Annotated in this window: 22 protein-coding genes and 1 pseudogene; 6 read left to right on the forward strand and 17 right to left on the reverse strand. The window is 71.2% G+C overall.

Going from position 1 to position 25,377, the window contains the following annotated elements:
- Positions 1-128: 128 nt before the first annotated feature.
- The 13 genes from metK to pyrR form a co-directional block, all read right to left on the reverse strand.
- Positions 129-1,322, reverse strand: a complete 1,194-nt coding sequence (gene metK, locus ACFW3L_RS19585) for a methionine adenosyltransferase (RefSeq protein ID WP_378742489.1) — start codon at positions 1,320-1,322, stop codon at positions 129-131.
- Between the two features lie 267 nt (positions 1,323-1,589).
- On the reverse strand, positions 1,590-2,783 hold the full coding sequence (gene coaBC / locus ACFW3L_RS19590) for a bifunctional phosphopantothenoylcysteine decarboxylase/phosphopantothenate--cysteine ligase CoaBC (RefSeq protein ID WP_378742832.1): 1,194 nt from the start codon (positions 2,781-2,783) through the stop codon (positions 1,590-1,592).
- 127 nt (positions 2,784-2,910) lie between these two features.
- The gene (rpoZ, locus tag ACFW3L_RS19595) at positions 2,911-3,177 is read right to left on the reverse strand and encodes a DNA-directed RNA polymerase subunit omega (protein ID WP_017576780.1); all 267 of its coding nucleotides are present in this window, start codon (positions 3,175-3,177) and stop codon (positions 2,911-2,913) included.
- A gap of 135 nt (positions 3,178-3,312) precedes the next feature.
- A complete protein-coding gene (gene gmk / locus ACFW3L_RS19600) occupies positions 3,313-3,903 on the reverse strand; it encodes a guanylate kinase (protein WP_378742492.1) in 591 nt (196 codons plus the stop codon).
- Between the two features lie 329 nt (positions 3,904-4,232).
- A complete protein-coding gene (mihF, locus tag ACFW3L_RS19605; protein WP_017546565.1) occupies positions 4,233-4,556 on the reverse strand; it encodes an integration host factor, actinobacterial type in 324 nt (107 codons plus the stop codon).
- Positions 4,557-4,951: 395 nt separating this feature from the next.
- Positions 4,952-5,659, reverse strand: a complete 708-nt coding sequence (pyrF, locus tag ACFW3L_RS19610; protein WP_378742494.1) for an orotidine-5'-phosphate decarboxylase — start codon at positions 5,657-5,659, stop codon at positions 4,952-4,954.
- A gap of 354 nt (positions 5,660-6,013) precedes the next feature.
- Positions 6,014-6,955 carry a dihydroorotate dehydrogenase gene (locus tag ACFW3L_RS19615; RefSeq protein WP_378742496.1) on the reverse strand — a complete coding sequence of 314 codons (942 nt, stop codon included), beginning with the start codon at positions 6,953-6,955 and terminating at the stop codon, positions 6,014-6,016.
- A gap of 62 nt (positions 6,956-7,017) precedes the next feature.
- On the reverse strand, positions 7,018-7,917 hold the full coding sequence (locus ACFW3L_RS19620) for a dihydroorotate dehydrogenase electron transfer subunit (RefSeq protein WP_378742498.1): 900 nt from the start codon (positions 7,915-7,917) through the stop codon (positions 7,018-7,020).
- Positions 7,918-8,136: 219 nt separating this feature from the next.
- Complete coding sequence (gene carB / locus ACFW3L_RS19625; RefSeq protein ID WP_378742500.1) at positions 8,137-11,445, reverse strand: carbamoyl-phosphate synthase large subunit; 3,309 nt, start codon at positions 11,443-11,445, stop codon at positions 8,137-8,139.
- 14 nt (positions 11,446-11,459) lie between these two features.
- On the reverse strand, positions 11,460-12,602 hold the full coding sequence (carA, locus tag ACFW3L_RS19630; protein ID WP_378742502.1) for a glutamine-hydrolyzing carbamoyl-phosphate synthase small subunit: 1,143 nt from the start codon (positions 12,600-12,602) through the stop codon (positions 11,460-11,462).
- A gap of 56 nt (positions 12,603-12,658) precedes the next feature.
- Positions 12,659-13,960, reverse strand: coding sequence for a dihydroorotase (locus ACFW3L_RS19635; RefSeq protein ID WP_378742504.1), 1,302 nt, complete (start codon positions 13,958-13,960; stop codon positions 12,659-12,661).
- A gap of 169 nt (positions 13,961-14,129) precedes the next feature.
- The gene (locus ACFW3L_RS19640; RefSeq protein WP_378742506.1) at positions 14,130-15,038 is read right to left on the reverse strand and encodes an aspartate carbamoyltransferase catalytic subunit; all 909 of its coding nucleotides are present in this window, start codon (positions 15,036-15,038) and stop codon (positions 14,130-14,132) included.
- A complete protein-coding gene (pyrR, locus tag ACFW3L_RS19645) occupies positions 15,038-15,781 on the reverse strand; it encodes a bifunctional pyr operon transcriptional regulator/uracil phosphoribosyltransferase PyrR (RefSeq protein ID WP_378742508.1) in 744 nt (247 codons plus the stop codon). Before pyrR ends, ACFW3L_RS19640 begins: the two co-directional genes overlap by 1 nt.
- Before the next feature lie 501 nt (positions 15,782-16,282).
- On the opposite strand from pyrR, the gene ACFW3L_RS19650 reads away from it, so the two are divergent.
- Positions 16,283-16,777: a transcriptional regulator gene (locus ACFW3L_RS19650; RefSeq protein ID WP_013154123.1), complete on the forward strand. Its 495-nt coding sequence runs from the start codon at positions 16,283-16,285 to the stop codon at positions 16,775-16,777.
- Between the two features lie 309 nt (positions 16,778-17,086).
- Positions 17,087-17,695, forward strand: a complete 609-nt coding sequence (locus tag ACFW3L_RS19655; RefSeq protein ID WP_378742510.1) for a GNAT family N-acetyltransferase — start codon at positions 17,087-17,089, stop codon at positions 17,693-17,695.
- Here ACFW3L_RS19655 and metF read toward each other — a convergent pair.
- Complete coding sequence (gene metF / locus ACFW3L_RS19660; protein ID WP_378742834.1) at positions 17,613-18,542, reverse strand: methylenetetrahydrofolate reductase [NAD(P)H]; 930 nt, start codon at positions 18,540-18,542, stop codon at positions 17,613-17,615. The two genes, ACFW3L_RS19655 and metF, sit on opposite strands and share 83 nt — an antisense overlap.
- A 256-nt stretch (positions 18,543-18,798) precedes the next feature.
- Here metF and ACFW3L_RS19665 point away from each other — a divergent pair, with 256 nt between their 5' ends.
- From ACFW3L_RS19665 to ACFW3L_RS19680, 4 genes and pseudogenes are all read left to right on the forward strand, one after another.
- Positions 18,799-19,884: a polyprenyl synthetase family protein gene (locus tag ACFW3L_RS19665; RefSeq protein WP_378742512.1), complete on the forward strand. Its 1,086-nt coding sequence runs from the start codon at positions 18,799-18,801 to the stop codon at positions 19,882-19,884.
- A gap of 170 nt (positions 19,885-20,054) precedes the next feature.
- Positions 20,055-21,340: pseudogene (locus tag ACFW3L_RS19670) on the forward strand (DUF418 domain-containing protein).
- Positions 21,341-21,408: 68 nt separating this feature from the next.
- Entirely contained in the window at positions 21,409-22,302 is an 894-nt protein-coding gene (locus tag ACFW3L_RS19675) for an SDR family oxidoreductase (RefSeq protein WP_378742514.1), read from the forward strand.
- Between the two features lie 143 nt (positions 22,303-22,445).
- On the forward strand, positions 22,446-23,417 hold the full coding sequence (locus tag ACFW3L_RS19680) for a zinc-binding dehydrogenase (protein ID WP_378742516.1): 972 nt from the start codon (positions 22,446-22,448) through the stop codon (positions 23,415-23,417).
- 43 nt (positions 23,418-23,460) lie between these two features.
- Here the strand turns inward: ACFW3L_RS19680 and ACFW3L_RS19685 are convergent, their stop codons facing one another.
- The 3 genes from ACFW3L_RS19685 to ACFW3L_RS19695 all read right to left on the reverse strand — a co-directional run bounded on the left by ACFW3L_RS19685 (position 23,461) and on the right by ACFW3L_RS19695 (position 25,359).
- Positions 23,461-24,207 (reverse strand): phosphotransferase family protein, encoded by a 747-nt coding sequence (locus ACFW3L_RS19685; protein ID WP_378742518.1) that lies wholly within the window; start codon positions 24,205-24,207, stop codon positions 23,461-23,463.
- A 53-nt stretch (positions 24,208-24,260) separates the two neighbouring features.
- A complete protein-coding gene (gene thiE, locus ACFW3L_RS19690) occupies positions 24,261-24,932 on the reverse strand; it encodes a thiamine phosphate synthase (protein ID WP_378742520.1) in 672 nt (223 codons plus the stop codon).
- A 67-nt stretch (positions 24,933-24,999) separates the two neighbouring features.
- Complete coding sequence (locus ACFW3L_RS19695) at positions 25,000-25,359, reverse strand: Rv2175c family DNA-binding protein (RefSeq protein WP_378742522.1); 360 nt, start codon at positions 25,357-25,359, stop codon at positions 25,000-25,002.
- Positions 25,360-25,377 lie beyond the last annotated feature (18 nt).

Genomic DNA, 25,377 nt, shown 5'->3' on the forward strand with positions numbered 1-25,377 from the left:
TTTACTTTCTTAAAATATTTATAAACACATATAACCAAACGGGGGCGTACGGCTTGCGGTTGTTTCCACCCGCACCACACGGGGGGGGGGGGGCCCCTGGCCACCCGCCCTCGGTACCGGTGCGTCTCCTAGACGCCGACGAACGAACGCAGCGCGGCGGCGCGGTCCGTGCGCTCCCAGGTGAACTCCGGCAGCTCACGGCCGAAGTGACCGTAGGCGGCGGTCTTGGAGTAGATCGGACGCAGCAGGTCCAGGTCGCGCACGATGGCGGCCGGACGCAGGTCGAAGACCTCCTTGACGGCCTTCTCGATCAGCTCCGGCGCCACCCGCTCGGTGCCGAAGGTCTCGATGAACACACCCACCGGGTGGGCCTTGCCGATCGCGTAGGCCACCTGGACCTCGGCGCGCTCGGCCAGCTCAGCGGCGACGATGTTCTTCGCGACCCAGCGGGTGGCGTAGGCGGCGGAACGGTCCACCTTCGACGGGTCCTTGCCCGAGAAGGCGCCGCCGCCGTGGCGGGCGTAGCCGCCGTAGGTGTCGACGATAATCTTGCGGCCGGTGAGACCGGCGTCGCCCATCGGGCCACCGATCTCGAAGCGACCGGTCGGGTTGACCAGGAGGCGGTAGTCGTCCGCGTCCAGGCCGTAGGCGGCGACCACGGGCTCGATGACGTGCTCCCGGATGTCCGGGGTCAGCATCTCCTCCAGGTTGATGTCCGCCGAGTGCTGGCTGGAGACCACGACGGTGTCCAGGCGGACCGGGGTCTGGCCCTCGTACTCGACGGTGACCTGGGTCTTGCCGTCGGGGCGCAGGTAGGGGACGGTGCCGTTGCGGCGGACCTCGGACAGGCGCTCGGAGAGCGAGTGGGCCAGCTTGATCGGCAGCGGCATGAGCTCGGGGGTCTCACGGTTGGCGTAGCCGAACATGAGGCCCTGGTCGCCGGCGCCCTGCCGGTTGAGGACGTCGTCCTCGTGCTCGACGCGCGCCTCGTAGGCGGTGTCGACGCCCTGGGCGATGTCCGGGGACTGCGCGTCGATGGAGACGTTGACCCCACAGGAGTCACCGTCGAAACCCTTGGCGGACGAGTCGTAGCCGATCTGGAGGATCTTCTCGCGCACGATCGCGGGGATGTCGACATAGGTCTGGGTGGTGACCTCACCCGCGATGTGGACCTGACCCGTGGTGATCAGCGTCTCGACCGCGACCCGGCTGCCGGGGTCGGTGGCGAGCATCGCGTCGAGGATCGCGTCACTGATCTGGTCGGCCATCTTGTCGGGATGGCCTTCGGTGACCGACTCGGAGGTGAAAAGGCGGCGGGACACGTTGCGTGACTCCTTGCAGCGGCTGCTGGCTGACATGTGTCGGGACGGCAATACCGACCGACGCGGTTGGTTATCGGTCCACTGTAACGGGACTGGTGGGGGCGGGTGCGCGGCGGCGGGCCTCCTCAGCCGTTCGTCGGCACCCGAATGAGTCTGTCGTACTCAGCGGTAGGAATCCAGCGCGCCGAGCGGAAGTTTTGCCGACGGAACGGCGACGGACCCCCGGATCGCACTGTACGTCGGGAGTTCCCTCCGCGACGGTGACCCTCATCCCGGCAGCCGTTCGACCACCAGGTCCCAGACGCGGTCCGCGAGGTCCTCCTTGGGCCCTGTGGGAATGTCCACGGCGCTCCCGTCGGAACCGAGCACCGTCGCCTGGTTGTCCTCGGTGCCGAAGGCGCGGCCGCCGCCGACCTGGTTGACCACGAGCAGGTCGCACCCCTTGCGGGCCAGCTTGGCGCGGCCGTTGGCGATGACGTCGTCGGTCTCGGCGGCGAACCCGACGATGGTCTGCTCCGTGTGCTCCCGCGCCCGCGAGGCCACCAGGCCGGCGAGGATGTCGGGGTTCTCCACCAGTTCGATCGGTGCCGGGGCGTCCCCGGACTTCTTGATCTTGGAGGCGGCGCTGGTCACCGGGCGGAAGTCGGCCACGGCGGCGCTCATCACCACGGCGTCGGCCCCGGCGCGCTCCGTCTCCATGGCCTCGGCCAGCTCCACCGCCGACTCCACCCGCACCAGGCGCACCCCGGCGGGGTCGGGCAGGGAGACGTTGGCCGCCACCAGGGTCACGTCAGCGCCCCGGGCGGCGGCGGTGCGCGCGAGGGCGTACCCCTGACGGCCCGAGGAGTGGTTGCCCAGGAAGCGGACGGGGTCGATGGCCTCGCGGGTGCCGCCCGCGGAGACGACCACGCGTCGGCCCGCGAGGTCGGAGCGGGTGGCGCCCCGACGCAGGACCAGACGGGCGGCCTCGAAGAGTTCGGCGGGGTCGGGCAGGCGTCCACGGCCGGTGTCGGCGCCGGTGAGGCGGCCCACGGCCGGGTCCAGGACGACGGCGCCGCGCGAGCGCAGGGTGGCCACGTTGGCCTGGGTGGCGGGATGCTCCCACATCTCGGTGTGCATCGCGGGGGCGAACACCACCGGGCACCGCGCCGTGAGGAGGGTGTTGGTCAGCAGGTCGTCCGCGAGTCCGGCGGCGGCCTTGGCGAGGAGGTTGGCGGTGGCCGGGGCGACGAGGACCAGGTCGGCCGACTGGCCGATGCGCACGTGCGGGACCTCGTGGACCTCGTCCCACACGCCGGTGGCGACGGGCTGGCCGGACAGGGCGGCCCAGGTGGGCTCACCGACGAAGCGCAGGGCGTCGGCGGTGGGCACGACCCGGACTCGGTGGCCGGACTCGGTCAGTCGGCGCAGCAGCTCGCACACCTTGTAGGCGGCGATGCCCCCGCCGACGCCGAGGACCACCTGGGGAACGGAATCTGTGTCACTCACACATGGAGTTCTACCAGGCCGCGCCCGCCGCACGCCCCGGGCGGGGGTGCGACGGGCGCGGTCGGTGCCCCCGAGGGGGCGTGCCCGTGTGGGGCGCGGCTCAGGTGCCCTCGTACGGCTCGGCGGTGAGCAGGCCGGACCTGACCTCGCGCAGGGCGATGGAGAGGGACTTCTCCTGGACCTGGGTCTCGACCAGCGGGCCGACGTACTCCAGCAGGCCCTCGCCCAGCTGGGCGTAGTAGGCGTTGATCTGGCGGGCCCGCTTGGAGGCCATGGTGACCAGGCTGTACTTGCTGTCGACGCACTCCAGCAGGTCGTCGATCGGCGGGTTGGTGATGCCTTCGGCGACGGGCTCGGTACCAGCCACTTCGTTACCTCCAGGGACGGTCTGCGGCTCCGTCGGAAGCCGTGACACGGGTTGGACAGAAAGGTTCTTGGGGCCCGGAAACGGGGCGGACGCGGCCGCTGCCGGAGTGCGGCGCGGCCCGATACGCACCCGTTATCACACCTTGGGCGCTGTCATCAACGCTAGCAGCTCGTCGCACACTTCCTGCACGGACGTGTTGACGAGCGTGGTGTCGAACTCCTTCTCGGCGGCGAGCTCGACCTTGGCGACCTCCAGGCGGCGCCGGATCACGTCGTCGGACTCGGTTCCGCGGCCGGTCAGCCTGCGGACCAGCTCCTCCCACGAGGGCGGGGCGAGGAAGACGTGCAGGGCGTCGTCCATGGACTCGCGGACCTGGCGCGCTCCCTGGAGTTCGATCTCCAGCAGCACGGGGATCCCCTCGCTGAGGCGCTCCTCGACGGGTCCGCGCGGGGTGCCGTAGCGGTTGCCCGCGAACTGGGCCCACTCCAGGAGCTGGTCCTCGGCGACGAGGCGGTCGAACTCCTCGTCGGTGACGAAGTGGTACTGGACCCCGTCGCGCTCGCCGGGTCGGGGGGCGCGGGTGGTCACCGACACCGAGAGCCACACGTCGGGGTTGACCTGGCGCAGGTGGGCGACGACCGTGCTCTTTCCCACGCCGGAGGGGCCGGACAGGACGGTCAGTCGTTTCTCGGCCGGTCGGGTCTGGTCTGCGGTCTGCGCAGGCATGTGAGTATCAGGCTTCCATTCGGCTCTCCGCCACGCGGTGGGCCGTGGGCCTCGTGAGCGCTGCCGGGGCCGGACCCGGTGGTCCGGCGCGCACCGCGCGGGCGGCTCGTGCTGGCGCGCTGGCGCGCAGCGTACGGTCGCGGGAAGCTCCCTTTATATCACCGAGCCACGGTGGGGCGGACGGGGTGTGACCTGGGGCCCACCCGCCCGCCACACCGTGGCGTCGGGTTGTTGCTCACCGCGTGCCGTGGCCACTGGTGCGGCGGCTCCGCGCGACTGTGGGGGACGCGTCGGGGGCGGTGTTGGCCGGTGTCGCCACCGGACCGGTGTTACTTGGTGAGGTCGCCGAACTCGCTCTCGAGGGCGGCACGCTGGTTGGTGCCGAGGCCTCGGACACGGCGCGACTCAGCGATGTTGAGCCGCTCCATGATCTGCTTGGCACGCACCTTGCCGACACCGGGGAGGGATTCCAGCAGAGCCGAAACCTTCATCTTGCCGATGACGTCGTCCTTGAGGCCGTTGGAGAGGACCTCGGACAGCGAGATGCCGCCGTTCTTGAGCTTGTTCTTGACCTCCGCACGCTCTTTTCTGGCCTTGGCGGCCTTCTCAAGAGCCGCGCTGCGCTGCTCGGGTGTGAGGGGAGGAAGGGCCACGCCGGGTCACCTCGGTTTTCTACTCGTTTGTAGAGGGCGGACGCCTGCGCAAGTTAGTAGGTCTGACCCCTGTTAGGCAACGTAAAGTGCCCTTTCAAGGGCTATTTCATCGAAGGAACTACCCTGAGTGACGATCCAATTGCGGTCGGACACGAAAATCAGGACTTTGGTCCCGATTGCCGAGCTGGGAAAGCGCACCACCTGCGCAGGTCACCCTGCGGTGACTCGGGTCACTCTTCGCCATGGATTCCTAGTTTTGGACACGCCTAATTGGTGACCGTCCGTGATCCACAACTGTGAGTGATGGGACAGATGCGACAAATGGGACTGTCCTGCTCTCACCTGCGCCGTGTCCGGGCAGCCCACGGCCGCCCCGCCCCGGCCCCTCCCTGATTTCAGACACGACCCCCGGCCCTCCGCACGGCCGCCGCGATCGAGGCCGCCGCCGCGCCCGGGTCCGGGGCGCGGGTGATGGGTCGTCCGATGACCAGCAGGTCCGCCCCGGCCTCGATCGCCGCCTCCGGGGTGGCGACCCGCGACTGGTCACCGACGTCCGCCCCGGCCGGGCGGACCCCCGGGGTGATCAGGGTGACGTCCGGCCCCACCTCCGCACGGACCAGCGCCACCTCCTGGGGCGAGCAGACCAGCGCCCGCGCGCCCGCGCCCACCGCGAGCACGGCCAGGCGCCGCACCGCGTCCCGCGACGGACCGAGCAGCCCCACCTGCTCCAGGTCCGCCTCGTTCATGGACGTGAGCACGGTGACCGCGGCGATCCTGGTGTCCGGCGCCGCCTCGACCGCGGCGCGGACCATGTCCGCTCCCCCGGAGGCGTGCACGGTCAGGATCGAGGGACGCAGCCCAGCGACCGAGCGCGCGGCCCCGGCGACCGTGGCCGGGATGTCGTGCAGCTTCAGGTCGAGGAAGACCCCGACACGGTTGGCGCCGCGCACGGCGCTGATCACGTCGGGGCCGTAGCGCAGGTACAGCTCCAGCCCCACCTTCACCGTGCTCACGTGCGGCGCGACCGCGGAGGCCCAGGTGGCCGCCGTCTCGATCTCGTTCGCGTCGATCGCGACGGCGATGGGCGCGGAGTGCGCGGTCATGTCGGTATCTCCAATCGTGTGCCACCGGTGCTGCACCTCGTGTGCCACCGGTGCTGCACCGGTGCCGGAATACTTCCGTTCGTGCCTTACGTCCGTACTTACGCCCGTGCTTACACACGCATCGGCCGATGCACGTTCGCTGTCATGTGCACACCACCAAGGTGTGCGGTTCCCCGGATCGGCCGCTTCATGCGCCCTACCCGCGTCACTTCCCCGTAACGGCCACTCAAGCGGACGTAGGCGCACGTTCTCCGCGAACCCACCCACGTATCCCCGGAGCACGCGTTCGGCCACACAGAGCCATCTCAGGGCCGTTCAGGCCGGTCAGGGCACTGTTGGCGCGTGAACGGGTGGTCACACACCCGTTCCGGCGCGATGGGCGGCCCCCACCACGTCCGAGGCCCTGGAGACCCCGCGCGCCTCCAGCGCCTCCGTGAACTCCCGCAGGATCCGCGTGCACGCCGACGGGTCGGAGAAGTTGACCGTCCCCACCCCCACCGCGCTGGCGCCCGCCGCCATGAACTCCAGGACGTCGGTGCCGGTGCGCACCCCGCCGACGCCGACGATCGGCACCTCCGGGAAGGCCTCGTGCACCCGGTAGACGCACCCCACCGCCAGCGGGCGGATCGCCGGGCCGGACAGCCCGCCCATCCCCCCGGCCACCGCCGGGCGCAGCGTCCGCGTGTCCACGCTCATCCCCCGCAGGGTGTTGATCATGGTCAGACCGTCGACGCGGGCCGCCACACAGGCTCCGGCCAGCTCCACCACGTCGGGGACGTCGGCGGAGAGCTTGGCCAGGACCGGAACGTCCGAGCGCGCGTGCGAGCGCACCGTCTGCACGATCACCGCCGCCTGGGCGGCGTCGTCCGCGAAGTGCCGCCCCACGGGGTCGGCGGGGTTCGGGCAGGAGAGGTTGACCTCGATGGCGCCCACCCCCTCCGCCTCGGAGACCCTCCGTGCCAGCTCACCGAACTCGCCCACGCCGGACCCCGCGATGGAGACGATCGCCCGACCTCCTCGCGCCAGCAGCCAGGGCAGGTCCCGCTGGAGGAACACGTCCACCCCCGGGCCTTGCAGGCCCGTGGTGCTGAGCATCCCGCTGGGGGTCTCCGCCATGCGCGGCGCGGGTCTGCCCGCGCGCGGTTCCGACATCAACGACTTCGTGGTGACCGCGCCGATCTCCCCGATGTCGAAGAACTGCGACAGCTCACGCCCCGAGCCCGCGCAACCGGCGGCGGTGACCACCGGGTTCGGGAGTCGGAGGGAGCCGAGCCTGGTCCTGAGGTCTGCGTTCACTGGCCTTCGCTCGCTCGTGGCCCGGCGCCGCTCGGCACCGGGCCTCTCGTGGCTCTGATGTGTCAGGCGATGTCGCGGGCCGACTCCGCCGCGCGGGCCGCGCTGGACCCCTTCCACCCCGGGGCGCCCAGGGCGTCGAAGGGGATGGACCCGACGTCGTCGAAGCGCACCTGCTCGCCTCGGAACACCGGCCCGTCCACGCAGGAACGCACCATGCGGGTGATGCCGTCCTCCCCGACCACCGGGATCACGCAGGTCATGCAGACCCCGATCCCGCACGCCATGGTCTCCTCGACCGCGACCTGCACAGGGAGCCCGTGCTCCCCCGCCACCTGGGTGACGGACCGGAGCATCGGCATGGGGCCGCAGGCGTACACCGCGTCCGATCGGGAGTCCTCGATCACGCGGCCCAGGACGTCGGTGACCCTCCCCCGGGTGCCGAAGGAGCCGTCGTCGGTGGTGAAGGTCGCGGTCTCGGCGACGCGACGGGCGGTGATGGCGCTGAACACGCGGTCGGCGGAGGCCGCGCCCAGCACGAAGTCCACGCGGCAGCCGCGCCTGCGCAGCGACTGCGCGAGCGGGAACAGCGGCGCGCTCCCGGACCCGCCGCCCACAAGGACGCAGTTGACCGGATCACGCGGCAGTGGGAAGGGCCGCCCGAGCGGACCCACCACGTCGAGCAGGTCGCGTGATCTTCTCTCCGCCAGCCAGGCGGTCCCCGTGCCGCGCACCGCGAACAGGAACTCGACGGTCCCACCGTAGTCGGGCTTGACGTCGTGGATCGCGAAGGGGCGGCGCAACAGCGTGCTGGAGTGGTCCCCGCCGACCGCCACCGACACGAACTGGCCGGAACGGAACCGTTCCGCGATACCCGGCGCGACGACGGTGATGGCGTAGTAGGCGTCCACCCTGCGCACGTTCAGCACGGGGCACCTGGTCTGCACCGGTCCGTGGTCGCTCATGTCTGGTGGTGGCCTCTCTGGAACTGGGCTTCACTGTCCGGGTGCCGCGACGATCCGCGGCACCCGGACTGCGCCTGCTGTGGGCCTCCGCTCCGCTTCAGCCCGTGTCCGGGTACCCGGACAGCCAGGGATTCCTCATCCTCGTCCACGCCTGGCTCGTTCCTCGCCGACGGCTCGACTCGTCTTGCAGAACCCTGGCGGTACCCGGACTGCTACAGCCTAGGAGCTCCGGCGGCTCTCCGTGAGCGACTGGGCGTGCTCCTGGAGGGACCGCACCCCGACGTCGCCGCGCACACGGGCCTCGATCGCCTGGACGGCGGCGGCCAGGCCCTGCACGGTGGTGACGCTGGGGACCGCGCGGGCGATGGCGGCGGTCCGGATCTCGTACCCGTCCAGACGCGGGCCGGACTGGCCCGCGCTGCCGAACGGGGTGTTGACGATCAGGTCGACCTCACCGTCGTGGATGAGCTGCACGATGGTGGGCTCGCCGTTGGGGCCGGTGCCCGTGCTGTGCTTGCGTACCACGGTCGCGAGGACGCCGTTGCGGCGCAGGACCACGGCGGTGCCCTCGGTGGCCAGGATCTCGAAGCCGAGGTCGGCCAGGCGCTTGACCGGGAAGATCATCGAGCGCTTGTCGCGGTTGGCGACCGACACGAACACCTTGCCCTGGGTGGGCACGGTGCCGTTGACCGCCAGCTGGGACTTGGCGTAGGCGGGGCCGAACCCGGTGTCCAGGCCCATGACCTCGCCGGTGGAGCGCATCTCGGGGCCGAGGATGGTGTCGACGCCCTCGCCCTCCTTGTTGATGAACCGGTTGAAGGGCAGCACGGCCTCCTTCACCGACACCGGGGCGTCGGCGGGCAGGTCGCCGCCGTCGCCCTTGGCGGGCAGCATGCCCTCGGCGCGCAGCTCGGCGATGCTGCTCCCCGCCATGACGCGGGCGGCGGCCTTGGCCAGCGGAACCGCGGTGGCCTTGGAGACGAACGGGACCGTGCGGGAGGCGCGCGGGTTGGCCTCCAGGACGTTGAGGACGCCGGAGGCGAGCGCGTACTGGACGTTGAGCAGGCCCCGGACCCCGGTACCGCGCGCGATGGCCTCGGTGGAGTAGCGGATGCGCTCGATGTCCTCGCTGCCCAGGGTGATGGAGGGCAGGGTGCACGCCGAGTCGCCGGAGTGGATGCCGGCCTCCTCGATGTGCTCCATGACGCCGCCCAGGTACAGGTCCTTGCCGTCGTAGAGGGCGTCGACGTCGATCTCGATGGCGTCGTCGAGGAAGCGGTCGATCAGGACCGGGTGTTCGGGGCTGACCTCGGCGTTGCGCTCGATGTAGTCGGCGAGCATCCGCTCGCTGTAGACGATCTCCATGCCCCGGCCGCCCAGCACGTAGGACGGGCGGACCATGACGGGGTAGCCGATCTCGTCGGCGGCGGCCTTGGCCTGCTCGAAGGAGTAGGCCATGCCGTACTTGGGCGCGGGCAGTCCGGCGTCGGCCAGGACCTGGCCGAACTCGCCCCGGTCCTCGGCCAGGTCGATGGCCTCGGGGCTGGTGCCGATGATGGGCACGCCCGCGTCCTTGAGGCGGCGGGCCAGGCCGAGCGGGGTCTGGCCGCCCAGCTGGACGATGACGCCCACGACCGGCCCCGCGGCCTGCTCGGCGCGCACGACCTCCAGGACGTCCTCCAGGGTGAGCGGCTCGAAGTAGAGCCGGTCACTGGTGTCGTAGTCCGTGGAGACGGTCTCCGGGTTGCAGTTGACCATGACGGTCTCGAACCCGGCGTCGGAGAGCGCGAAGGAGGCGTGGACGCAGGAGTAGTCGAACTCCACGCCCTGACCGATCCGGTTGGGTCCCGAGCCCAGGATGATGATCTTGGGCCGGTCTCCGGTGGGGACCTCGGTCTCCTCGTCGTAGCTGGAGTACAGGTACGGCGTGGCGGCCCTGAACTCGGCCGCGCAGGTGTCCACGGTCAGGTAGACGGGGTGGATGCCCAGGGCGTGGCGGAGCTCGCGGACGACGTCCTCGGTCCGTCCGGTGATCTCACCGATCTGGACGTCGGAGAAGCCGAGGCCCTTCGCCTCGCGGAGCAGGGCGGCGTCGAGCTTGGGCGCGGTGGCCAGGACGCGGGCCATCTCCTCCAGGCGCAGCATCTGGTCCAGGAACCACGGGTCGATCTTCGTGGCCTCGTGCAGCTCCTCGACCGTGGCTCCGGCGCGCAGGGCCTGCTGGACCTGGCGCAGGCGGTGCTCGGTGGGCTGGACGGAGCGGCGCAGGAGCTCGTCCTTGTCGCCGGGGTTCCCGGCCCAGGTCAGACCGACCCCGGCCTTCTCCAGGGAGCGCATGGCCTTCTGGAGCGCCTCGGGGAAGGACCGGCCGATGGCCATCGCCTCGCCCACCGACTTCATGGTGGTGGTGAGGGTGGGGTCGGCGCCGGGGAACTTCTCGAAGGCGAAGCGGGGGACCTTGACGACCACGTAGTCGAGCGTGGGCTCGAAACTGGCCGGGGTCTCCTTGGTGATGTCGTTGGGGATCTCGTCCAGCGTGTAGCCGACGGCGAGCTTGGCGGCGATCTTGGCGATCGGGAAGCCGGTGGCCTTGGAGGCCAGCGCCGAGGAGCGGGACACGCGGGGGTTCATCTCGATGACGATGACCCGGCCGGTGGTGGGGTGGACGGCGAACTGGATGTTGCAGCCGCCGGTGTCCACGCCGACCTCGCGGATGACCGCGATACCGATGTCGCGCAGCTTCTGGTACTCGCGGTCGGTGAGGGTCATGGCGGGGGCCACGGTGATGGAGTCACCGGTGTGCACGCCCATGGGGTCGAGGTTCTCGATGGAGCAGACGACCACGACGTTGTCGTTGGTGTCGCGCATCAGCTCCAGCTCGTACTCCTTCCAGCCGAGGATGGACTCCTCCAGGAGCACCTCGGTGGTCGGGGAGAGCGCCAGGCCCTGGCCCGCGATGCGGCGGAGCTCGGTCGCGTCGTGGGCGAAGCCGGAACCGGCGCCGCCCATGGTGAAGGACGGGCGCACGACGACCGGGTAGTCGAGTTCCTCGGCCGCGTCCAGGCACTCCTGGAGGGTGTGGCAGATGCGCGAGCGGGCGGACTCGCCGCCGATGCGCTCGACGATGCCCTTGAAGATCTCGCGGTCCTCGCCGGACTGGATGGCGTCGATGTTGGCGCCGATGAGCTCGACGTCGTACTTGGCCAGGATCCCGGCCTCGTGCAGGTCGACGGCGGCGTTGAGCGCGGTCTGTCCGCCCAGGGTGGGCAGGAGCGCGTCGGGGCGCTCCTTGGCGATGATCTTCTCGATCATCTCGGGGGTGATCGGCTCGACGTACGTGGCGTCGGCGATCTCCGGGTCGGTCATGATCGTGGCCGGGTTGGAGTTGACCAGGATGACCCGCAGGCCCTCGGCCCGCAGGACACGGCAGGCCTGGGTGCCCGAGTAGTCGAACTCGGCCGCCTGCCCGATCACGATCGGGCCGGAGCCGATCACGAGGACGGATGAAAGGTCACTACGGCGCGGCATGCTCTGTTCCTCTACTACTTGGCAGCCGGTGCGGGCTGGGCGGACATCAGGTCGACGAACTCGTCGAAGAGCTCAGCGGCGTCGTGGGGGCCGGCGGCGGCCTCCGGGTGGAACTGGACGCTGAACACGGGTCGGTCCAGCAGCCGCAGACCCTCGACGACCTGGTCGTTGAGGCCGATGTGGCTGACCTCGGCCCGGCCGTAGGGGGTGTCGAAGGGCGCGTCGAGCGGGGCGTCCACGGCGAAGCCGTGGTTCTGGCTGGTGATCGCCACCTTCTTGGTGCGGGTGTCGATGACCGGCTGGTTGACGCCTCGGTGGCCGAAGGGCAGCTTGTAGGTGCCCAGGCCAAGGGAGCGGCCCAGGATCTGGTTGCCGAAGCAGATGCCGAAGAGCGGCTTCCCCGCGTCCAGCACCCCGCGCATGGCGTCGACGGAGCGGTCGGCGGTGGCGGGGTCGCCGGGGCCGTTGCTGAAGAAGACGCCGTCCGGGTCCAGCGCGAGGATGTCCTCGGCGGTGGCCGTGGCGGGCAGGACGGTGACCCTGCACCCGCGCTCGGCCAGCCGCTGGGGGGTCATGGCCTTGATGCCGAGGTCGACGGCGGCCACGTGGAAGCGGGTCTCGACGCCCTGGGGAGGCAGGATCTCGTAGGCGGCGTCGGTGCTGACCTCGACGGCCAGGTCGGAACCGGCCATGCGGGGCTGCTCCAGGATGCGGGCGTGCAGCGCCTTCGGATCGGTCTCCACGCTGCTGACCGCCGCGCGCATCGCGCCCCGGTCGCGCAGGTGGCGGGTGAGCGCGCGGGTGCCGGTCAGCGCGATGCCGACCACGCCCTGGCGGCGCAGTTCCTCGTCGAGGGTGCGCTCGGCCCGCCAGTTGGAGGGGATGCGCGCGGGCTCGCGGACGACGTAGCCCGCCACCCAGATCCGGCCGGACTCGGGGTCGTCGTCGTTGACCCCGGTGTTGCCGATGTGCGGGGCGGTCATCACCACGATCTGGCGGTGGTACGAGGGGTCGGTGAGGGTCTCCTGGTAGCCGGTCATACCGGTGTTGAAGACGGCCTCCCCGAAGGTCTCGCCGGTGGCGCCGAAGGAGCGGCCGTGGAACACACGACCGTCCTCAAGCACCAGGATCGCCGGACCGCCGGTCTCCTCGGACACGTTTCCCCCCTCTGTCGCACCAGGCATGACCTGGGCGTTCACTGCGTTCTGTGTGCTCAATTGATCTTCCCCTCCAGGACGGTGGGCACCCCGCGCAGGAACGTGGCGCGGACCCGTCCGGGCAGGGTCATGCCCCGGAAGGGGGTGTTGTCGCTCTTGGTCACCATCGCCGCGCCGTCGACGTCGACCGGCGAGGCGGGGTCGTAGAGGACGACGTTGGCGGGCTCGCCCACGGCGAGCTCACGGCCGTGCCCGCCGACCCGGCCGATGCGGGCGGGCGCGGTGGACATGCGGTCCGCGACCTCGGTCCAGGTGAGCAGGCCGGTGTCGACCATGGTGCGCTGCACGACCGCCAACGCGGTCTCCAGACCGACCATTCCCATGGCGGCGTTGGACCACTCGGTCTCCTTGGCCTCCGCCGGATGGGGGGCGTGGTCGGTGGCGACGATGTCGATCGTTCCGTCGGCCAGTCCCTCGCGCAGGGCCTGGACGTCCTCGGCGGTGCGCAGGGGCGGGTTCACCTTGTAGATCGGGTCGTAGCCCTCCACCAGGTCGTCGGTGAGGAGCAGGTGGTGGGGGGTGACCTCGGCGGTGACGTCGCAGCCGCGCTCCTTGGCCCAGCGGATGATGTCCACCGAGCCCTTGGTGGAGACGTGGCACACGTGCAGGCGTGAGCCGACGTGCTGGGCGAGCAGGCAGTCGCGGGCGATGATCGCCTCCTCCGCGACCGCGGGCCAGCCGGGCAGGCCGAGGCGGTCGGAGACGCAGCCCTCGTTCATCTGGGCGCCCTCGGTCAGACGCGGTTCCTGGGCGTGCTGGGCGATGACGCCGTCGAAGGCCTTGACGTACTCCAGGGCGCGGCGCATGAGCAGGGCGTCCGAGACGCAGATGCCGTCGTCGGAGAAGACCCGGACCTGGGCGGCGGAGTCGGCCATGGCGCCGATCTCGGAGAGCTGCTGACCGGCGAGTCCGACGGTGACGGCGCCGACGGGGCGCACGTCGCAGTACCCGGCCTCGCGGCCCAGGCGCCAGACCTGCTCGACCACACCGGCGGTGTCGGCCACGGGGTCGGTGTTGGCCATGGCGTGCACGGAGGTGTAGCCGCCCATGGCCGCCGAGCGGGAGCCCGAGGCGACGGTCTCGGCGTCCTCCCGGCCGGGTTCGCGCAGGTGGGTGTGGAGGTCCACGAGTCCGGGCAGGGCGACCAGGCCGGTGGCGTCCACGACCCGGGCGTCCTCGGGGGCCTCCAGGTCGGGGCCGATCGCGGCGATCCGGCCGTCGACGAACAGCAGGTCGACGGGGTCTCCGCCGAGCGGGCGGGCTCCCCTGATCAGGTGCGGTCCGGTGTTTTCGGGCATGAAGGTGTCGGCTTTCTCGTGTTTCGTGAAGTTCGTGGGTGGCCCGGGCGGCGTCGCGCCCCACCCCGGGCCCGCCTCGGCGGCGTCCTCGGGCGCTCGGGCGCCGGTGGGGGTCCGTCCTTCCGGACGGTCGGCCCGGGCGCGGAGGCCGGGAGCGGGCGCGGAGCTCCTAGGAGCCGCCGAGCAGCAGGTAGAGCACGGCCATGCGCAGGCTGACACCGTTGGCGACCTGCTCGGTGACGGTGCAGCGCGGGGAGTCCGCGACCTCGGCGGAGATCTCCATGCCCCGGACCATCGGCCCGGGGTGCATGACGATCGCGTCGGAGGGCATCCGGCCCAGGCGCTCTCCGTCGAGCCCGTAGTTGCGGCTGTACTCGCGTACGGAGGGGAAGAAGGAGTCGCGCATGCGCTCCGCCTGGACCCTCAGCATCATGACCACGTCGGACTTGGGCAGGACGTCGTCCAGGTCGTAGGAGACCTCGCACGGCCAGGTGTGTACCGAGACCGGCAGCAGGGTGGGCGGCGCGACCAGGGTGACGTGCGCGCCCAGGGTGGTGAGCAGCAGCACGTTGGAGCGGGCGACCCGGCTGTGCAGGATGTCCCCGACCACGGCCACGCGCAGGCCGTCGAGCCGGCCCAGGCGGTCGCGCATGGTGTAGGCGTCCAGCAGTGCCTGGGTGGGGTGTTCGTGGGTGCCGTCGCCCGCGTTGAGGACGGATCCGTCCACCCAGTGGGCCAGGCGGTGGGCGGCACCGGAGGCTCCGTGCCGGATGACGACGGCGTCGGCGCCCATGGCCTGGAGGGTGAGCGCGGTGTCCTTGAGGCTCTCGCCCTTGGAGACGCTGGAACCCTTGGCCGAGAAGTTGATGACGTCGGCGGACAGGCGCTTGGCGGCCAGTTCGAAGGAGGTGCGGGTGCGGGTGGAGTCCTCGTAGAAGAGGTTGACCACGGTGCGCCCGCGCAGGGTGGGGAGTTTCTTGACGGAGCGGTCCCCGACCTGGGCCAGCTCGGCCGCCGTGTCCAGGATGAGCGTGGCCTCGTCGCGGCTGAGGTCGCCGGTGGAGAGCAGGTGGCGCATCAGGCGTCCCCTTCCTTGGTGTCGGCCGGGGTCTGGGCTCCGGAGCGCGCGGTGGAACCGGCCCGCGGGGTGGAGTGCGACGGCTGGGAGGAACCGGGCCGCAGGCCTGCCTTGAGGGGCGACGGGCGGGCGGGGCCGAGGAGCACGCCGTCCTGGCCGTCGGTCTCGGTCAGCTGGACCGTGACGCTCTCGCGCAGGGAGGTGGGCAGGTTCTTGCCCACGTAGTCGGCACGGATGGGGAGTTCGCGGTGGCCCCGGTCGACGAGGACGGCGAGCTGGACCGCGCGGGGGCGACCGAGGTCTCCGAGGGCGTCGAGGGCGGCCCGGACGGTGCGGCCGGAGAAGAGGACGTCGTCGACGAGGACGACCACGCGGTCGTCCAGGCCCCCGGCGGGGATCGCGGTCCGGCCCAGGGCGCGGGCGGGTGCCAGGTGCAGGTCGTCGCGGTACATCGTGATGTCCAGCGAGCCGTGGGGGACGCTGAGGTCCTCGACCCGCTCGATCCGCCGGGCCAGGCGCTCCGCGAGCGGTACGCCGCGTGAGGGGATGCCCAGGAGGGTGACGTGTTCGCCGCCCTTGGTGCGTTCGAGCACCTCGTGGGCGATGCGGGTCAGTGCCCGGTTGATCTCGTTGCCGTCGAGGACGGCTCTGGTGCCTTCGGGTACGTCGGGTGTCTCCGGTACCTCGGGTGAGGGCGAGGGGACACCAGTACCCTCACCGCTGGTTGGTTTTCGCGCACGCAAAGTAGTGACCCCTTCCCTGCCTCACAGAACAGGTCGTTAAAGGATGTCGATCGGGGCCACGCTACCAGCGCGGACGGCGGGACCCCCGGGCACGTTCCACGCTCCGAGACCAGCGATGTGATGCTGATCACAAAGACTCTCGAAGATTGCCCAGCTAAGAGTATCCGTATCATGACACTCCGGATTTGCACACCATTCGGGCGAAACGCGAAATTCCCTGTAGGAGCGGGCTTTCCGCCCCCGGAAGACGCACCACTCACCCCTACTCCTCCCAAAATGAGAGGCGTCTCACCTACGCACGGTTTGGCCACTGATTAGTCGCGTTTCACACCAACGGCTTGACCTGGACACCAGCACCCCTCTACCGTCACTGTCTGTAACCACTACCGGGTGGGGTTGCACCCCGTGACCATCCGCTGGACCGCCCAGGCGGCCCGCCGAGTACGAGCGGACGTCTCCCCACTCACGCCAGCCACCGTCACGGCCGGGAGCGACAAGAAGATGCCATCCGAATACGCCAAGTCCCTCGGCGCGCGACTGCGTGCCATCCGCACCCAGCAGGGCCTGTCCCTGCACGGGGTGGAGGAGAAGTCCCACGGACGCTGGAAGGCCGTCGTGGTGGGCTCCTACGAGCGCGGTGACCGTGCGGTCACCGTGCAGAAGCTGGCCGAACTGGCCGACTTCTACGGGGTGCCGATGTCGGAGCTGCTGCCCGGCGGCGCCGCCCCCACCCCGCTGGGTCCCACACCCAAGCTGGTGATCGACCTGGAGCGCATGCAGCAGCTCCCGCAGGAGAAGGCCGGTCCGCTCTCCCGCTACGTCGCCACCATCCAGAGCCAGCGGGGCGACTACAACGGGCGGGTGCTGTCCATCCGCCAGGAGGACCTGCGCTCACTCGCGGTCATCTACGACAAGTCGCCTGGCGACCTGACCGAGGAGCTCATCAACTGGGGCGTCCTCGACCCCGAGGCCCGTCGCGCCGTCGACGCCTTCTAGGAGTCTCCGGTTCCGGGACCTCCCGGAACGGGAGAAGGCCGGGCGTTCCCCCAGGGGAACACCCGGCCTTCCGTGTGTCCGGACCCGGGAGGGCCGGACACACGTGGGAGTGCGGGCGCGGCCGGGCAGGGGCTTCCCCTCCCCGACCCGGCCGCGCCGTGCCCCACCGGACCAGCCGGCGGAGCCAGTCGAACTCGTGTTCGACAGAGGACAGTTAACACTCCCTCCGGGGGACTCGTCAAGGAGCGGCGCGCACGGCGGCACGGCGAGGACCAGCGGTGACCGACGCGCACGGCCTAGTGTGGGGGCGTGTCAGCCCACACCGAGTTACGCGCACTCGCTCCCCCCGCGTTCACGCACGCCGTACCCGCCCTGCTGGAGGTCTACGAGGCGGCCATGCGGCCCCCGCCGGACCAGCTCCCCGGACGGGCCGCCGTGATGACCTCCCACGCCGGTTACCCCGGGTTCGGATCGGTGGTGGCCCTGGAGGGCGATCGGCCCCTCGGCTTCGCCTACGCCTTCCATGGCCACGAGGGCCAGTGGTGGCACGACGTCGTGATCGAGGCGCTGCGCCTGCACGGACGGTCACGACACGTGCGCCGGTACCTGGCCGACCCGTTGGAGATCGCGGAGGTCCACGTGCTCCCGGACGCGCAGAACCGGGGCGTGGGCCGCTCCCTCCTGCACGCCCTGTGCGCGGGCAGGCCGGAGCGGACCGCGGTGCTGTCCACGCGCACGGGACCCACCGCGGCGCGCCACCTCTACCGTTCGTGCGGGTTCGTCGAGGTGCTGGAGTCCTTCTCGTTCCCCGGCTCCCCCGACCAGCCCTTCTCGATCATGGCCGCGCGGCTTCCGCTCCTCGGACCCGGTTCCCGGCGACCTCGCGGTAGATCTCCCTGGTGGCCGTGGACTGGTTGAACGTGATGAAGTGGATGCCCGGCGCGCCCTCGGAGAGCAGACGTTCGCACATGCGCTGGGCGTGTTCGATCCCGAAGGCGCGCACCGCCTCCTCGTCGTCACCGAACCGCCGGAAGCGCTCGGCCAGCGCGGCCGGGAACGGGGCACCGGAGAGCTTCTCCGAACGCGGGATGGAGGCGAGCTTCACCACCGGGAAGACCTCGGGGATGATCGGCACCTCGCAGCCGCGCGCGGCCACCCGGTCGCGCAGGCGCAGGTAGTCCTCGGCGTCGAAGAACATCTGGGTGATCGCGTAGTCGGCCCCGGCCTCGCACTTGCGCACGAAGTGGTCGGTGTCGGTCTCCACGTCGGCCGAGCGCGGGTGCTTGTAGGGGAAGGCCGCCACGCCGACGCAGAAGTCGCCGCTCTCCTTGAGGAGCCGGACCAGTTCCTCGGCGTAGGTGAGCCCGGCGGGGTGCTGGACCCAGTCGCCGTCGGGGTCACCGGGCGGGTCGCCACGCACCGCGAGCATGTTGGACACGCCCGCGTCGGCCAGACGGCCGATGAGGTGGCGCAGCTCCGCGACGGAGTGGTCCACCAGGGTCATGTGGGCGACCGGCATCAGCGTGGTGTCGGTGGCGATGCGCTCGGTGGTCTCCACCGTGAGGTCGCGGGTGCCGCCTCCGGCACCGTAGGTGACCGAGACGAAGGACGGGCCGAGGGCCTCGATCTCACGGATCGCGCGCCAGAGCCGCTCCTGGGCCCTGGCGTTGCGGGGCGGGAAGAACTCGAAGGAGAACATCGGCTCGCCCGAGTCGAGGAGGTCACGGATATGACGCGGCCTGGAAGCCGGGGTTCGGGGCGCCACGGGGCGGGTCGGTGCAGCCAACATGACTCCAACCTTAGGCGAGACCCCCTCGAGACCGGACACCCCGTCCCACTTTCTGAGACCGAAAGTGAAACTCTCCTCCATTTCCCAGAATGTGAGACAACAATTGGCACACGAGTACACACTGTCTCTCATTTTGGGAACAAGGGGTCTCATTCGGCCTCTCCCCCGGAACCTGATCCCCATCCCCCGATCCGGGGCAACCGCACGCGGACCAGCCGCTAATGTGCAGGGTATGGCCGTCTCCACATCTTCCTCAGCCTCCTCAGCCGTGTCCGTCATCCGCTCCGACGTGGACCGCGAACTCTCCTCCTTCTGCGCCTCGCACCGCGAACGGCTCCTGGAGATCGGGGAGGAACTGGCACCGGCCATGGACTCCCTGGAGGTCATGGTCTCCGCGGGCAAGCGCCTGCGGCCCACCTTCGCCTACTGGGGATGGCGGGGCGCGGGCGGCGCCGACCGAGACGACCGCATGGTGCGCGCCGCCGCCTCCCTGGAGTTCCTCCAGGCGTGCGCACTGGTCCACGACGACGTGATCGACAACAGCGACACGCGGCGCGGACGGCCCGCCACGCACAGGCGCATGGCCGCGCTCCACGCCGACCACGGCTGGAACGGTGACAGCGACGGCTTCGGCGAGGGGGCCGCGATCCTCATCGGTGACCTCTGTCTGGCCTGGTCCGACGAGATGTACCAGGCCAGCGGCTTCTCCCCGGACACGCTCCAGGCCGGGAGGCGCCCCTTCGACGCGATGCGCACGGAGGTGATGGCCGGACAGTACCTGGACACCCTGGAGCAGGTCCGGGGCACCGCCACCCGTGAGGCCGCCCTGCGCGTGATGCGCTACAAGTCGGCCAAGTACACGGTGGAGCGTCCGCTGCACCTGGGCGCCGCGTTGGCCGGGCGCCACGAGGAGCTGGCCGAGGTCTACACGGACTACGGCATTCCCCTGGGCATCGCCTTCCAGCTCCGCGACGACGTGCTCGGGGTCTTCGGTGACCCCTCCACCACGGGCAAGCCCGCCGGTGACGACCTGCGCGAGGGCAAGCGGACCCTGGTCGTGGCCGAGACCCTGGCCCGGTCCGGCGCGGCCGACGCCGAGCGCTTCGGGAACCTGCTGGGCACGCCCGACCTCGGTGTGGACGCCGTGGAGTGGATGTGCGCCCTGATCGAGTCCTCGGGGGCGCTGGCCACCTGCGAGTCGATGGTCTCCGAGTACGCCGACCGGGCGCTGACCGCCCTGGAGAGCCCCGAGGTGGACGCGGAGGCCCGTGGCCCGCTCGGTGACCTGGTGGTGGCCGCGACGCGACGCTCGCACTGAGCCCGCACCGGCCCGGGTCCGGCGACCCGTTCCGACGCTCACCCCCGAAGCCCCTAGGGGTCACCCCTGGCGACTTCGGGGGTTTTCTCCTACCTGAATCCCGTTGCGCGCTCTGTCTGGTTCCGGGTTGAATCGGAGAACACGATACATCTCGATACCGGAGTCCTCCCTTGTCCAGACAGACCCCCGTGCTCGGGCCGACCGGCACCACGGACCGGGCCCTCGCGCCCGACCTCGCACGCGGTTTCATGCTGTTGTTCATCGCGCTGGCCAACTCGGTCTGGTACCTGTGGGCGTCCCCGAGCGACGGCCTGACCGTGCACCCCGCCCCCGAGGGCGCCCTGGACTCGGTCGCCCAGTTCTTCACGGTCATGGCCGTGGACATGCGCAGCTACCCGATGTTCGCGTTCCTCTTCGGCTACGGCATGATGCAGCTGGCCCGGCGGCAGGAGGCGGCCGGGGCCGACGTGAGGAGCGTGAACGCCCTGCTGCGCCGCCGCAACCTGTGGCTGGTCGTCTTCGGTTTCGTCCACGCCCTGCTCCTGTGGATGGGCGACATCCTCGGTGCCTACGGTGTGGCCGGACTGGTCCTGGGCTGGCTGTTCTTCCGCCGCAGGGACGTGACCCTGGTCGTGTGGAGCGCGGTGCTGACCTTCCTGATGGCGGTGGGCAGCGCGCTCAGCCTCCTGGCTCTGCCCTTCGTGAGTGAGTCCGACGGTGGCGCGGGCGGCCTCGACATGAACGAGATGGCGGGCAACATCGGTGACCCGTCCGTTCTCTCGGCCGCCACGGACCGGCTGCTGAACTGGCCGCTGGTCAGCATCGGACAGGGGCTGCTCGGCCTGGTCGTGCCCACCGCGATCCTGCTCGGCTTCTGGGCCGCGCGCCGCCGTTTCCTGGAGGAGCCCGGCTCGCACCTGCGGACACTGCGCCGGGTGGCCGTGGTGGGGATCGGCGTCGGCTGGGTCGGAGGCCTCCCCGAGGCCCTGGCGCAGGTCGGTGTCCTCGACCTCACCGGGGACCAGGGGCTGATGCTCACCTTCCCGCACATGCTGACCGGCCTCTTCGGCGGTCTCGGGTACGTCGCCCTGATCGCGCTGGTCGCACACCGGCTCCAGGAGCGCGCCGGACCGGAGGGGTCGTGGTGACCGCCCTGACCGCCACCGGCAAGCGTTCCATGAGCGCCTACCTGGCGCAGTCCGTGCTCTGCGCGCCGATCCTGGCCGCGTGGGGCCTGGGGCTGGCCGCGTACATGTCCTCGTGGACGATGTTCCTGTACGCGGTGGCGGTGTGGCTGGTCACGGTGGCGGGCGCCTACGCGCTGGAACGCGCGGGGCGGCGGGGACCGGCCGAGGTCCTGCTGCGCAGGCTGTCGTACCGGCGTCCGTCCACGGCGGTCACGGCGCCCGCCGGACCGCCCGCGGCCGACGAGCACCAAGAGCGCACCAGCCCCTGACCGGGGGGCGCAAAAACGGGCGCGCCGATCAGCGGCCGGTGGCCGGTCGTACCCCAGGATGGGTTTCCATGGGCGACGATCACATGACAAACCACACCATAGGGGTGACCGGGGCCACCGGTGCGCTGGGCGGGCGGGTGGCCGCCCGGATCGCGCGGCTCGGGTTGGCGCAGCGCCTCATCGTGCGCGACATCAACCGGGCGCCGGAGTACCCGGAGAGCAGCGCGGCGATGGCGGTCTACGAGGACACGGCCGCCTTCGAGAAGGCCTGCCGCGGCGTGGACACGCTCTTCCTGGTCTCGGCCACCGAGTCCGAGGACCGGGTGGAGGCGCACCTGAGCGCCGTGGACGGCGCGGTCAGCGCCGGGGTGTCGAGGATCGTGTACCTGTCGTTCCTCGGCGCGGGTCCGGCGTCCACGTTCACGTTCGCCCGCACGCACTTCTACACGGAGGCGCACATCCGGTCCACCGGTGTCTCGCACACGTTCCTGAGACCGAGCCTGTACCTGGACCTGCTGCCGCGCTGGGTGGACGAGCAGGGCGTGGTGCGCGGCCCCGCCGGTGAGGGCAGGATCGCGTGGGTCTCGCGCGACGACGTGGCGGACGTGGCCACGGCGGTGCTGACCGACCCGGCGGTGGTGGCGGCCTCGAAGGAGGCGACCTACGACGTGACCGGACCCGAGGCGCTGTCGGTGGGCGCGACCGTGGAGAAGCTGGGCCGGTTGACCGGCCGGAGCGTCCGGTACGTGCCCGAGACCTGGCAGGAGGCCCTGGAATCGCGCCGCCCGAGCGGGGCCGCGGAGTGGGAGATCGAGGGCTGGGCCTCCTCGTACGCGGCGATCGCCGCCGGGGAGATGGACGTGGTCTCGCCGGTCGTGCCCGACCTGACCGGCCATCCGGCGCAGTCGATCGAGGGCTTCCTGCGCCGTCACCCGAGCGCCCTCTCCCACGTCGCGGTCTGACCGCCCCTCCCCCACCGCCGTGCCCCGTGCGCGGCGGTTTCCCCTTTCCTGACGGTCCCGAGACGGCCCTTGACCTAAATATTGGTTGAGGAACAATGCTTGGTCCTGCGAGGGAGGAACCCCGCACGAGGAGAGTGGTGGACATGCGCGCGGTTCGAGTCGACGAGTTCGGCGGCCCCGAGGTCCTGGTGGCCCGGGAGCTCCCCGACCCCGAACCCGGCCCCGGCGAGGTGCTGGTCGAGGTCGGGGCGGCGAACGTGATCTACCTCGACACCCTGATCCGCGGCGGCGCGGCCCGCGACCACTTCCCCCAGACCCCGCCCTACGTGCCCGGGGGCAGCGTGGTGGGCCGGGTCGCGGAGGTCGGGCCCAGCACGGACCCCGCCTGGATCGGCGTCCGTGTCCTCACCCGCACCGACGACGGCGGATACGCCGACCGCGTCGCGGTTCCGGCGGAGGGCCTGGTCCGGGTTCCCGGGGAGCTGCGCCCCCTCGACGCCCTGGCGCTCATGGTCGACGGCGCGACCGCGATGATGCTGGAGCGGGCCGCCCGCTTCACCCCGGACACCTGGGTCCTGGTCCTGGCCGCCACCGGCGGCGCGGGCAGCCTGGTCGTGCAGCTCGCCCGGCTCGCGGGAGCACGGGTGATCGGCGCGGCCCGGGGCCCGGAGAAGCTGGCGCTGGCACGGTCCCTGGGCGCGGAGGAGGTCGTGGACTACGCGGAGCCGGACTGGTGCGACCGGGTGCTCGAAGTCACCGGTGACACGGGGGCCGACGTGGTGATCGACGGGGCCGGCGGTGCGCTGGGGTCGGCGTCCTTCAGGGCGGTGGCCGAAGGAGGCCGGTTCCTCAGCTACGGGACGGCCGGAGGCTCCTTCGCGGAGATCGACGCGCGGGAGGCCGCCCGGCGCGGGATCACCACCCTGGGCCTGGACGCGATGCGGGCTCGGTCGGGCACGGACCGGAGCGACCTGACCCGTCTGGCCCTGGAGGAGGCACGGGCCGGACACCTGCGCCCCCACGTGGGCCTGACCCTGCCGTTGGAGCGGGCCGCCGAGGCGCACGCCGCCCTGGAGGGCCGCCGTGTGCTGGGCAAGGTGCTCCTGGTCCCCTAGGAACTCCGGGGACCGCGCTCGACGTGGTCGGGTCTGCGCGGCCTCACATCCGGGCCCTCAGCACGTCGACCTCACACCCCGGCGCGAACGGGTCGAAGCCGTGCTCGACCAGCCAACGCACCCCCAGGAGGGCGCGCGACGACCACCACGCGCGGACCACGTCGAGGTCGACGTCGGCGCCGTAACCGGCGGCGACCTCCGCCAGATGCCCCTCGTTTCCGAGCGTCAGGGTGGCGAGGTCGAAGAGGGGGTCGCCAGCGCCCGCCTCGGACCAGTCGATGACGCCGGTGACCTCGTCGCCCTCGACGAAGACGTGCTCCCTCTGGAGGTCCCCGTGCGTGAAAACCGGGGTGTAGGGGCGGATCGCGGCCTCGGCCACCCGGCGGTTACGGGCGACCAGGTCGGCGGGCAGGACACCGTTGGTCACGAGGAGTTCGCACTCCCGGTCGAGCTCCGCCGCCCACTCGCCGGGGTCCCGGCGGCGTCGGCCGGGCCAGGGAGGTGGCGGAGCCTCGTGCAGTCTCCGGACGGCGGCGCCCACCGCGGTCCAGGCCGCCGACGAGGCGGTCGACGGCTCGCCCAGACGGCCCAGGGCCGTCCCCGGGAGCGCGGCGATCGCGAGCACGGGCGGCCTGCGCCAGAGAACCTCCGGGGTCGGGACCGGCGCGAGGGACATCGCCTCGACCTCGACGTCGACACGCGCCTGGTCGGCGTCCACCTTCAGGAACACGTCACCGACGCGCAGTGTCGCGCGCTCGGAGTGGGCGACGACGACCTCGACCTCATCCATGGTGGACCAGTATCCCCGGGACGGCCGTCGAGGTCACCGGGTTTTCGCGACGGTCAGGCGTCGCCGCGCCGTGCGGTCAGGCGGGCCCGGAGCGCGCTGGCCGCCGCTCGCGGATCCTCGGCCTCGGTGACGGCGCGCACCACGACCACGCGGGTGGCCCCGGCGTCCAGCACCCGGTCCACGTTCTCCAGGTCGATGCCGCCGATCGCGAACCAGGGCCGGTCGGTGCCGAGCGCGGCCGCGCGCTCCACCAGTTCGAGTCCGGCCGCCGGGCGGCCCGGCTTGGTCGGGGTCGCCCAGGTCGGGCCCACGCAGAAGTAGTCGCTCCCGGGCTCCTCCGCCGAACGGGCGGCGGCCTCGGGGTCGTTGTTGGAGCGGCCGACCAGCGGGTCGGCGCCGATGATGTCGCGGGCCAGGGGAACCGGCAGGTCGCGCTGGCCCAGGTGCAGGACGTCGGCGCGTACCGCGCGGGCGATGTCGGCGCGGTCGTTGACGGCGAGCAGGGCCCCGTGGCGCTCGCACGCCTCCCGCAGGACCTCCAGGGCGGCCAGTTCCTGGCGGGCCTCCAAGCCCTTGTCCCGGAGCTGGATGATGTCCACGCCTCCGGCCAGGGCGGCGTCCGCGAACTCCGCGAGATCACCGCTCTCGGTCCGGGCGTCGGTGCACAGGTACAGAAGGGATGCGTCCAGGCGCTCGCGCAGGCTGGTTCCGTGGCTCGTCCTCACGCGCCCCACCCTAACCAACGGCCCGGGGGACGTCACCGGGGTGGTGCGTCCCCGGGCCGTGGACGGCTCAGAAGGCCATGCCCTGGGCCCGCCGACGGACCTCGGTGCCCCGGTTCTCCCGCATGGCCTGGATCGGCGTGCCCGGCAGGGTGTCGTCCGGGGTGAACAGCCAACGCAGGGCCTCCTCGGTGGAGAAACCGGCGTCGGTCAGCAGCACGATGGTGCCCGGCAGACCCTTGACCAGGTCCGGGCCGTCCAGGAAGGCGGCGGGGATGCAGAGTTCGCCACCGCGCACCACGCCCATGAGGCGGTTCTCGCGGATGAGCGTCTTGATGCGGTTGGGGCTCACGCCCAGCGGCGCGGCCGCCTCACGCAGGGTCAGCCATTCGCCGACGAGTTCGTCGAGTTCACGATCGCTTTGTGTCACCCACCCAATCTGCCACAC

It is taken from the genome of Nocardiopsis sp. NPDC058789 (assembly GCF_042745575.1).
GTDB classification, from domain to species: Bacteria; Actinomycetota; Actinomycetes; order Streptosporangiales; family Streptosporangiaceae; genus Nocardiopsis; species Nocardiopsis eucommiae.

Bases quoted from the DNA above. Each gene is read 5' to 3' on its own strand.
- ACFW3L_RS19665 (WP_378742512.1), top strand. From the start codon at position 18,799: ATGGCCGTCTCCACATCTTCCTCAGCCTCCTCAGCCGTGTCCGTCATC.
- ACFW3L_RS19685 (WP_378742518.1), bottom strand. From the start codon at position 24,207: ATGGATGAGGTCGAGGTCGTCGTCGCCCACTCCGAGCGCGCGACACTG.
- ACFW3L_RS19650 (WP_013154123.1), top strand. From the start codon at position 16,283: ATGCCATCCGAATACGCCAAGTCCCTCGGCGCGCGACTGCGTGCCATC.
- ACFW3L_RS19680 (WP_378742516.1), top strand. From the start codon at position 22,446: ATGCGCGCGGTTCGAGTCGACGAGTTCGGCGGCCCCGAGGTCCTGGTG.
- carB (WP_378742500.1), bottom strand. From the start codon at position 11,445: ATGCCGCGCCGTAGTGACCTTTCATCCGTCCTCGTGATCGGCTCCGGC.
- ACFW3L_RS19635 (WP_378742504.1), bottom strand. From the start codon at position 13,960: ATGCCCGAAAACACCGGACCGCACCTGATCAGGGGAGCCCGCCCGCTC.
- ACFW3L_RS19675 (WP_378742514.1), top strand. From the start codon at position 21,409: ATGGGCGACGATCACATGACAAACCACACCATAGGGGTGACCGGGGCC.
- gmk (WP_378742492.1), bottom strand. From the start codon at position 3,903: ATGCCTGCGCAGACCGCAGACCAGACCCGACCGGCCGAGAAACGACTG.
- ACFW3L_RS19620 (WP_378742498.1), bottom strand. From the start codon at position 7,917: ATGAGCGACCACGGACCGGTGCAGACCAGGTGCCCCGTGCTGAACGTG.
- ACFW3L_RS19640 (WP_378742506.1), bottom strand. From the start codon at position 15,038: ATGCGCCACCTGCTCTCCACCGGCGACCTCAGCCGCGACGAGGCCACG.
- pyrF (WP_378742494.1), bottom strand. From the start codon at position 5,659: ATGACCGCGCACTCCGCGCCCATCGCCGTCGCGATCGACGCGAACGAG.